This window comes from Sulfuricurvum sp. (assembly GCF_019163035.1).
In the GTDB taxonomy this organism is placed as follows: Bacteria; Campylobacterota; Campylobacteria; order Campylobacterales; family Sulfurimonadaceae; genus Sulfuricurvum.
Map to the genome: position 1 here is coordinate 2,788 of NZ_JAFLKV010000155.1, position 8,808 is coordinate 11,595.

General features: G+C 38.9%; 4 protein-coding genes. 2 read left to right on the forward strand and 2 right to left on the reverse strand.

Annotated elements, in window-relative coordinates; all coding sequences use genetic code 11:
- Positions 1 to 187: 187 nt before the first annotated feature.
- Both JZU62_RS10960 and JZU62_RS10965 read right to left on the reverse strand, forming a co-directional pair.
- A complete protein-coding gene (locus JZU62_RS10960; RefSeq protein ID WP_295014749.1) occupies positions 188 to 850 on the reverse strand; it encodes a uracil-DNA glycosylase in 663 nt (220 codons plus the stop codon).
- Between the two features lie 70 nt (positions 851 to 920).
- Positions 921 to 1,331: a hypothetical protein gene (locus JZU62_RS10965; RefSeq protein WP_295014752.1), complete on the reverse strand. Its 411-nt coding sequence runs from the start codon at positions 1,329 to 1,331 to the stop codon at positions 921 to 923.
- Between the two features lie 265 nt (positions 1,332 to 1,596).
- Here JZU62_RS10965 and JZU62_RS10970 point away from each other — a divergent pair, with 265 nt between their 5' ends.
- Positions 1,597 to 7,359 carry a protein kinase gene (locus JZU62_RS10970; protein ID WP_295014754.1) on the forward strand — a complete coding sequence of 1,921 codons (5,763 nt, stop codon included), beginning with the start codon at positions 1,597 to 1,599 and terminating at the stop codon, positions 7,357 to 7,359.
- Between the two features lie 152 nt (positions 7,360 to 7,511).
- The coding region (locus JZU62_RS10975) for a response regulator (RefSeq protein WP_295014757.1) at positions 7,512 to 8,808 on the forward strand (1,297 nt) is incomplete at its 3' end.

The window sequence follows — 8,808 nt, forward strand, 5'->3', positions numbered from 1 at the left end:
TTATAAACGGACTGAGTGTATTTACCGATCACACTGGGTGAGGATATGAGCGCGATTTTAATCGTTTTATCTGAGGGTTCGATCAGTTGCATCAAACTCGCAGGATCGGATGATTTTTGGATAATAATATCTCGTCCCTCAACACCGATAGCCATGAGCAATAACATTAGTATAATCCGTAAAAACATCATAATAACTGAGCCTTAATCGTCTGTAAATCACGCATCGCCTCTTTTTTGAGAGAGGGATTTCGGATAAGATAGAGGGGGTGATACATAGGGATGATAATGGCATCACCAAAGGGGATTATTTCTCCCCGCACACGTTCGAAATCGCTGCTATCGCCGCTGAGAAGTTGATACGCATCGGCTCCGAGAGTGACGATAATACGCGGTTTGATCAATTCAAGCTGTTTAGATAAAAACGGAGCGCAACTGCTGCATTCGCTGGGAGATGGGTTTTGAAATCCGAAGGGCTTGCATTTTACGGCGTGGGTAAAATAAACCTCTTCGACTTTTAATGTGAGCACTTTTTCGATCATATCGCGCAACATCGTCCCTGATCGCCCGACATAGTACTCCGAGGATTCATCTTCAGCCGCCGAAACATACGCATCGACAAACATTAATTTCGCCCTAGTTTCACCATAACCGATCATACTTTGAGAGCGGGATTTACTTAGATCACACAGATAACATCGAGAAATACTCTCTCCTAACGTGTTTAACGTATCTGGGAGGGATGATAATGGAGTTTGAATGTTAGGCGTGATAGGGTCAACATAGTTATAGCCCAATGATTTTAGTCGGTAAAGGTTTTCGAGAAGAGCAAGATTTTGAAAAGAGTCCACGGGTTTCACTTCTATGAATTTGGTAAGAGTATAAGGAATAAGGTGTTAAAAGGAGCTAAAGAGGGAAGAATTATCTATCTAAAATATCATCCGTTTCCACTCGTATATAGGAGCTTTTTCGGGTTTCTTTCAGAATTTGTTTCAATCGATTTAAAACATTTTCAGGAGTCTTAGTTTTATCAAAAGCATCAACCGCGATACAAGTCGTGTGGTTATTAGAATAGCTGTCTAAATTATGAATAATATTTTGCGCCGCTTTATAGGCATTTTCTTGTTCCGTAAAAGCAAAAATAATAAAATAATGGTTCTCATCAACCTGGATTAAATGGTCAGAAATTCGAACGTATTTTGACAACTCGATAACATTCAGCGGCTCTTCATGGTAGAGAAGTGCGAACGTCGCACTAACTTGAAAACGTTCATTGGTGTAGTATGTTTTTTTAACCAGTACTTTGATACGATTTAAAATATTAGCATTCATGAATATACTTATGTTTTAATTTTTTTGATAATACCTAAAATCAGTTGTTATTGTACTAAGATTTAGATCATTAATATAATATTTGTTTATTATTACTTAGCCTCAGAAAAAATAATTTCATACAGTATCGATTTAAGTCCGCCGAAAGTTCAAAATTGATAGAGTGTGATAGTATTAAATATAAACAAATCATAACTAATCTTATTTCTAATACATGACAATAACCTAAAATTCTCCTTAAGTACTAAAATAATAAAGGAACTCATTGTTTAGTCGTAACTATCAAATTATCGATACCCTGCACGAAAATGTCTCTACGGTAGTATACAGAGCCTTACGTACAAGTGATGCTCAACAAGTCATTATCAAAATGCTCAAACCGGGAGAAATTTTAGAGCATCGAGTAACTCAATTTATGAATGAACAATTGATTCTCTCATCTCTTAAATCTCCAAATATCGTTAAATTAATCGAAATCGTTGCACAACCTTCAGAATATCTCCATGTATTTGAGGATATTGGAGGAAGATCCCTGTATGAAATGGTATTAGAGCACCGTTTTTCCATTTTCGAAGGGCTAAATATCGCCATAAAAGTCGCAGAAGCTCTCCATACTATTCACCAAAAACATATTATTCATGCAGATGTCAATCCAAAAAATATTATATACAACAGAGATACAAAAGAACTCCAGATTATCGATTTCGGATACTCGATACACGATAACCACTTTCGATATAACAGTGATATTGATGTCGGGACTTCGGGAAATTTGATGTACATGTCACCGGAGCAGACGGGTAGAACGAAACAAAAAATTGATTCTCGAAGCGATTTATACAGTTTAGGGATGACGCTCTATCACCTTTTTTCAGGGCATTCTCCATTTGAAGCAAAAGATCGTTACGAACTGATTCACAAACAGATTGCTCTTCGACCTACCCCAATAGAGACCATTATTGATGATTTCCCCGAAGTGCTTGCCTCGATCATTAACCGACTTACGGCTAAAAAAGCAGATGAGCGGTACCAAAACAGTGAGGCTTTGCTCTACGATCTAAAATATGCACTTCAAACCCTCAATACCGATGAACAGATACTACCATTCGAAATCGGTACCCATGATCAACCCTCCATCCGTTTTGGGGACCATATATTCGGTCGAGATGTTGAGCTGGCTTTGCTCAAAGAAGCAGTAGATGAAATTTCACTTCATAAATCAGTTCGTCTGGTAGTTTCAGGTCTTCCAGGGGTAGGGAAAACTCGTTTTGTTGAAGAGTTTTTAACTCTTTTAAATACCGGAGGCAGCCATATCCTTCGGGGAAAATTTGAGCAATACCGATCCTCTCACCCTTATTTAAGTATAAAACAGCTTTTTACACAGCTTAAAATGGTATGGAAACGCCATCTAAATGGAAATAAACCTTTTCATTTAGATACACGCAGTACTCAGACTCTGATCTATTATTTTCCTGAATTACGTGAAATGCTTCTGACTAAGGAAGTAGTCATCACAGCAGGAGATGAGATGCATCATCAACTCCCTTATGCCTTTCAGCAACTCTTAACCCTGATTGTTAGTGATACCGCTCCACTGGTCATATTTATGGATGATGTACAGTGGGCGGACGCCGCATCTCTTGATTTGATTCACAAAACAATTTTTCAGTTGAATGTCCCTAATCTTCACTTTATTTTCAGTTATCGAGAAAATGAAATATCATCAAATCCAAATTCATTGGCTTTTGTCCAAAAAATCAGAGGAAATCGTTTTTCTTCTTTGTATATTTTTGATCTCACGCCCCTCTCAAAATTTGACGTAAGGAGTATGTTTCAAACATTATTAGCAACGGATGGGCGGGATATAGATGCACTATCCGATATCATCTACAAAAAAACAGATGGGAACCCATTTTATATCAAAACACTTCTTTATAATTTGATTGAGGCGAAAGAGATCCTTTACAAGAAGGGAAAATGGCATTTTCAGATCGAAAAGATTCGCTCTTATGGATCCACCGTCAACATCGCCGGATTGATTACCGACAAATTTTCAAAGCTTACAACCCAAGAGCAGAGTTATTTGCACTATTTATCGGTGTTAGGTAATCGTTTTGATGCCAATCTAACACGCAAAATGATGTCAAAGCTAAACTATCCTGATACGATGATGGAGGGATTAGAGTCCAAAGGCTTTATTGAACTTTTTGGAGGACATTACCAATTTGTCCATGATATGATTCAAGATCATGTGATTACTTCGATTTCTCCCACCTTAAAAGAGACAATCCATCGAGTAATCGGAGAATTTTTGGAGCGCGCCTACCGAAGTGGGGATTACAATGATATTATCAGTGTCGTATCCCATCTCAATCAAACTCATGACAGGGGAAAATGGCACAAACATACTTTCCGTTTAAACCTAAAAGCATTTAGAGAGATGGTGCTTAGCGGCTCATATTCGTTGGCATTGGATCATCTGAGATGGATGCAAACGAATGGTTTTAATGAAGTATTATTACAATCAAAACATAGCGATGCATTTGATTTTAAAGTCTTAAAAATAAAAGTTTTGTATCTAAATTCTCTCCATGCCGAGGCACATTCATCACTTCAAATATTGATGGATAACTCTACCAAAGTGCCTGAACGACTAATCTGTTTTACCCTCTTTAAAGATTTGTGCGTGACAAAAGGAGGAGGATTTGAGTCTTTACTCCTTTTTGGAAATTCTCTTTTAAATACACTGGGAATGGCTACGCCAGAGGATAGCTGTAAAGTTAAAATAGAGGTTGATAGACTAAAACATTACATCGGTATGCACCCCTTTGCCGAAGAGGCAGAAGCTATTATCCGTTTGCCGAAAATCAAAAGCCATGCCAAAGATAGGATCATAGCAATACTCGTCAATTATTGGGAAGCCGCGTATTATTTAGCTGATATCCCCCTCATGGAGTGGGCATATTTGAGTATAATTGAGGTCTCATTTCGTCACGGAAACACAAATGGATCACCATTTGGATATGTTCTATACGGAGCACAGATGGTGAGTGAGTGTCGTTATAAAGAGGCGTATAGATTTGGTGAAGCAGCTTTAAAACTTAACCACCTTTTTGGCGATCAGATAATGCTGCCAAAAGTTCATAATTTTATGGCGAACTTCATTAGTCCCTATACTAAACCGCTAGAGCGCAACATACCTTTGTATCAAAAAAGTCTCCATCAAAGCAAAATAAACGGTGATATCATTTTCGGAACGTGGGCTAATTTTCTTATGCACATGAGTGAATACCTCTGTGGAAAATCACTTGAATCCCTTCGTGTAAATATTCTCGAAGAGAGCCATTTCCTTCTAAATTCCGGTGATAAAAAAATGATTGCTATTTTTGAGGTTCTCCACTCAGTGCTCAGAATGTGGCAAGATAGAGATGAACCCTCGCTCGAAGATGAAGCATCTGCCATAGCTTTATGGGAAGAGGAACAGTTTTTTCCGGCTCTGGCATGGTATGGGATACTGAAAGCCCAAACATGTTGGATCGAGGGCAATATTGATCAGGGATTAGAATATTTGCACCGATTTGTCCGCAGTGAAGCAAACGAAGTGATCATGTTCCCAAAAATAAGACTGCATCCCATTCGCGTACTTCTTTTGTTAGAAAAAACCACTCCGTTAACACTTAATGAAGAAGTGATCTTACAAGATGATTTGAAACAGTGCGAAGCGTATTCCCTCTCCTCGCCAAAAGAATTCAAATTTTGGAAATTACTCATTCAAGCCAAAAGATTTAAAGGAGGAAATTCCTACTGGGATATTGCCAAATATTTTGATAAAGCGCTAAATGAGGCACGTCGCAGCAACAATCCTTTTAATATTGTTGCCAGTGCAATGTGTGCCGGACGATTTTGGAGCACGAAACGGTTTGAGGATTTAAGCCGCTTCTATTTTAGCGAAGCCGTTGTTGGGCTTAACCAATGGGGGGCTTACCGATCGGCTGAACGGCTCAAATCTAAACTTCATGTTAATACTACACCCACGATGGAACCATTGGGTAACTCATCAAACTCATCACTACTGCGTGCTGAACCGACCAACTATAGAAGCCTCTTAAAATCATATTACGCTCTCTCGCAAAGCATGGAAAAAAAAGAACTGTTACAGACATTGATGCAGGCAATTTTGGAAAATGCGACGGCGAGCAAAGCGGTACTCATCTTTAAAGAAGAGGAGATATTTTATACCAGTGCCGAAATGATCTTTAAAAATGGCAAAATTGATCTTTACCACACAAAACTGAGTGATACCCATTTTGTACCGTTTCATCTGATTACCCACGCGATCGACACACAACACAAAGTGGTACAAAACAGCCCCTCCGAAAGTGGAAAGTTTCAGTATGACGACTATTTTCGAACCCATCGTCCAATATCCTCCGTAGCCATTCCCACGTTGGTTGAGGGGAGTGTACGCGGGGTACTCTATCTCGAAAATGAAGAAGTATCAACTCCTCTGAATACCGATACGCTTCAGACCCTTCGCTTGCTTCTGACTCAAGCAGCTATCATTTACAAAAATACACTCCTTTACGACACCCTAAAATCAAATGAAGAAAAACTCAATAAAGCACAACAAATCTCTCATGTCGGGGGCTGGGAATATGATAGTGTCAGTAATGAGATTATATGGTCTGCTGAGACATATCGGATTTATGAACTGAAACCATTTTCGATTTCGATTGACAATGATTGGTTTTTTGCCCATATTTATCCTGATGATGTTGAATTGATCCAAGATGCAGTCGAAAAAGCATTTAGCGGTGAGCGACGTTATGATGTTACACACCGAATTCTCACGGCAAATGGTAACATCCGAACTGTCCATCAACGTGCAGAAGTATATTGGGAAAATGACCATCAAAAATTCTCTGGTACTATCCAAGATATCACTGAAACCAAACGTACAGAAGAGATGATCGACCGCTTATCTCAAGTGGTGAATCAAACTCCTCTGGCTACCATCATCACCGACCCCAACGGAGTGATCAAGTATGTTAACAATCAAACTCTAAAATTGACCGGTTATTTCAGCCGTGAATTAATTAATAAGCAAATGAGGCTTTTCAACTCAGGTAGCCATCCTAAATCTTTTTACGAAGATTTGTGGTCAACTATCAGCAAAAAACGCTCTTTTTGGCGCGGAACCATCATCAACCGGATGAAAAACGGTGAGTTACGCGACTGTGCTTCGACCATTTTTCCTATTTTTAACACCCAAAATGAGATTATCAACTTTGTCACGATCCAAGATGACGTCACAGAACGGAACATGAAAGATAGATTGTTCCTAATGCAAACACGCCAAGCTCAAATGGGAGAGATGCTCAGTATGATAGCTCACCAGTGGCGTCAACCCTTATCGATTATGGGTGCTTTGATAAGTCGTCAAAAAATCAATATTATGTTGGAACGCTCAACAATAGAGAATATTGTCCAAAGTTTCGATGAGATGGAGATACAAATTCAGCACCTCTCACACACGATCAGCGATTTTAAAGATTTTTTCAAGCCAGACAAAGAGATGGCAGTGACAAAAAGTTCGATCATTGTCTCCAAAACTCTGGAGCTTGTGGAACACTCGCTGATGAATAGAAATATCAATGTCACTGTTGAACATTTAAATGACTATGATTACCGTATCTATGATAATGAGTTGATTCAAGTGATGTTAAACCTCATTAAAAACGCGCAAGATGCTTTTGAGGAGAGGGCAGTACCTGATCCACGTATTCTTATCTATTCCGATCAGCAAGAACATTCGGTCATCATCACTGTCGAAGACAATGCAGGTGGAATTTTACCGGAGATTATAGGAACGATTTTCTCTCCGTATACTTCGACCAAGAAAGAGAATGGAACCGGATTAGGACTTTATATGTCCAAAACGATTATCGATGAACATTGTCACGGGTCGATTAGCGTTGAAAACATACGAGATGGGGTTCTTTTCACCCTTCGATTTCCAATACAATAGATTTAAAACACTAAATAGAGTTATTTTTGTAATGATGTTGTAATTTTAAAGGAAAATAATTATCCTGTGACTCTTTTGTGACTTTTTAGTATTACACTTACCGACATTTAAAAATGGAATTATAAATTCTAATACAAACTCAATGGTGTAAGATGAAAAACTTAAGACTTTTAATCGTCGATGATGTCGAAGACAACCGTTTAGTCCTCAATGCCATCTGCCGAAAAATGGATGGGTTTGAGATTAAAGAGGCGATCGACGGGATCGATGCTATAGAGATGACTGAATCATGGCACCCTCACATCATTTTAATGGATGTGATGATGCCTCGCCTTGATGGGTTTCAAGCTTCAAAAATAATCAAAAGCCGTTATCCCGAAACTATTATTATGGCGGTAACTGCCGTTATTGATCCTCAGATGGAAGCCCATATGGCAGCTATAGGTATAGCTGCTTATCTCCATAAACCGATTGACAAAGAGTTGATTCGATTTAAATTACAAAGCTTCGGTGCTTTCTTGCGTTCGAAAGATGGGATACACTCTAAGCTATCGACGAAAGAAGCCCTCAATCCTTTTTCTTCGGATATCCGTCACTTTAAAACCCTGTTTGATATCAATGATGCTGAGGGGATGATGGATTTTGGAGTATGGATTCTCTCACGCTGTGAAGATCATTTCGCCGTATCATGCTCAAAAGTTGACCCGATGATTGAGCTCTTTTATGAGTTGATGCGCCAAGGAATCAAAGAAGATGATCGTGTCAGTATTATCATCGAAGAGAGTTTTGAAGATGTTTTTATAACGATGAAATTTGATTATCCGGTGATGTTAAAACCGAAAATGGAAGAGATGGTAAAAGATTTACAGCCAAATTGTATTATCCGTAACAATATTGCTTGTATCCGTTTAGCGATAAACGAGCAAAATATAAAACCTCTACCGGAGCAACAGTGCTCAGTAGAAAATCCCCCTAAACTCTCCAAACCAGAAATAATACCTATCACTCCTATACATGAGCCGATAGTGGAAAAAGAGACACGTAATATCGATCCCCAAGAGCAAGAGATGCTTCGTCAAAGTTTTCTCCTTAAAACGACGGCGGCTGATTATGTCCGTGAGATCGGAGGGGATGTCCTCGATGAAATTCGTGATCTTGTGAGTTTAGATGAAGAGTGGATTCAGAGTCTTCATACACTAGAGAATGATCCTACAGTTGATAATATTCGACAATTTACCGACGGTGTTTTGGGTATTTATGTCAAAGCCATCAACAACCTTTTTGAGTTTACTGCGTTAGCGTATGCCCTCTCTTCACTCGGAACTTTTATGAAAGAACATAGCGAGAGCATCATTACCGACAGCACTAAACTTAAAATGTTAGTGATGCTCACCGAGCATTTAGGGTCTGATCTTACATCATGGAGGGAACATATATTTTCATTGCAGG

Excerpts from the sequence above, each read along its gene's own strand:
- JZU62_RS10965 (WP_295014752.1), bottom strand. The coding sequence starts at position 1,331 with ATGAATGCTAATATTTTAAATCGTATCAAAGTACTGGTTAAAAAAACA.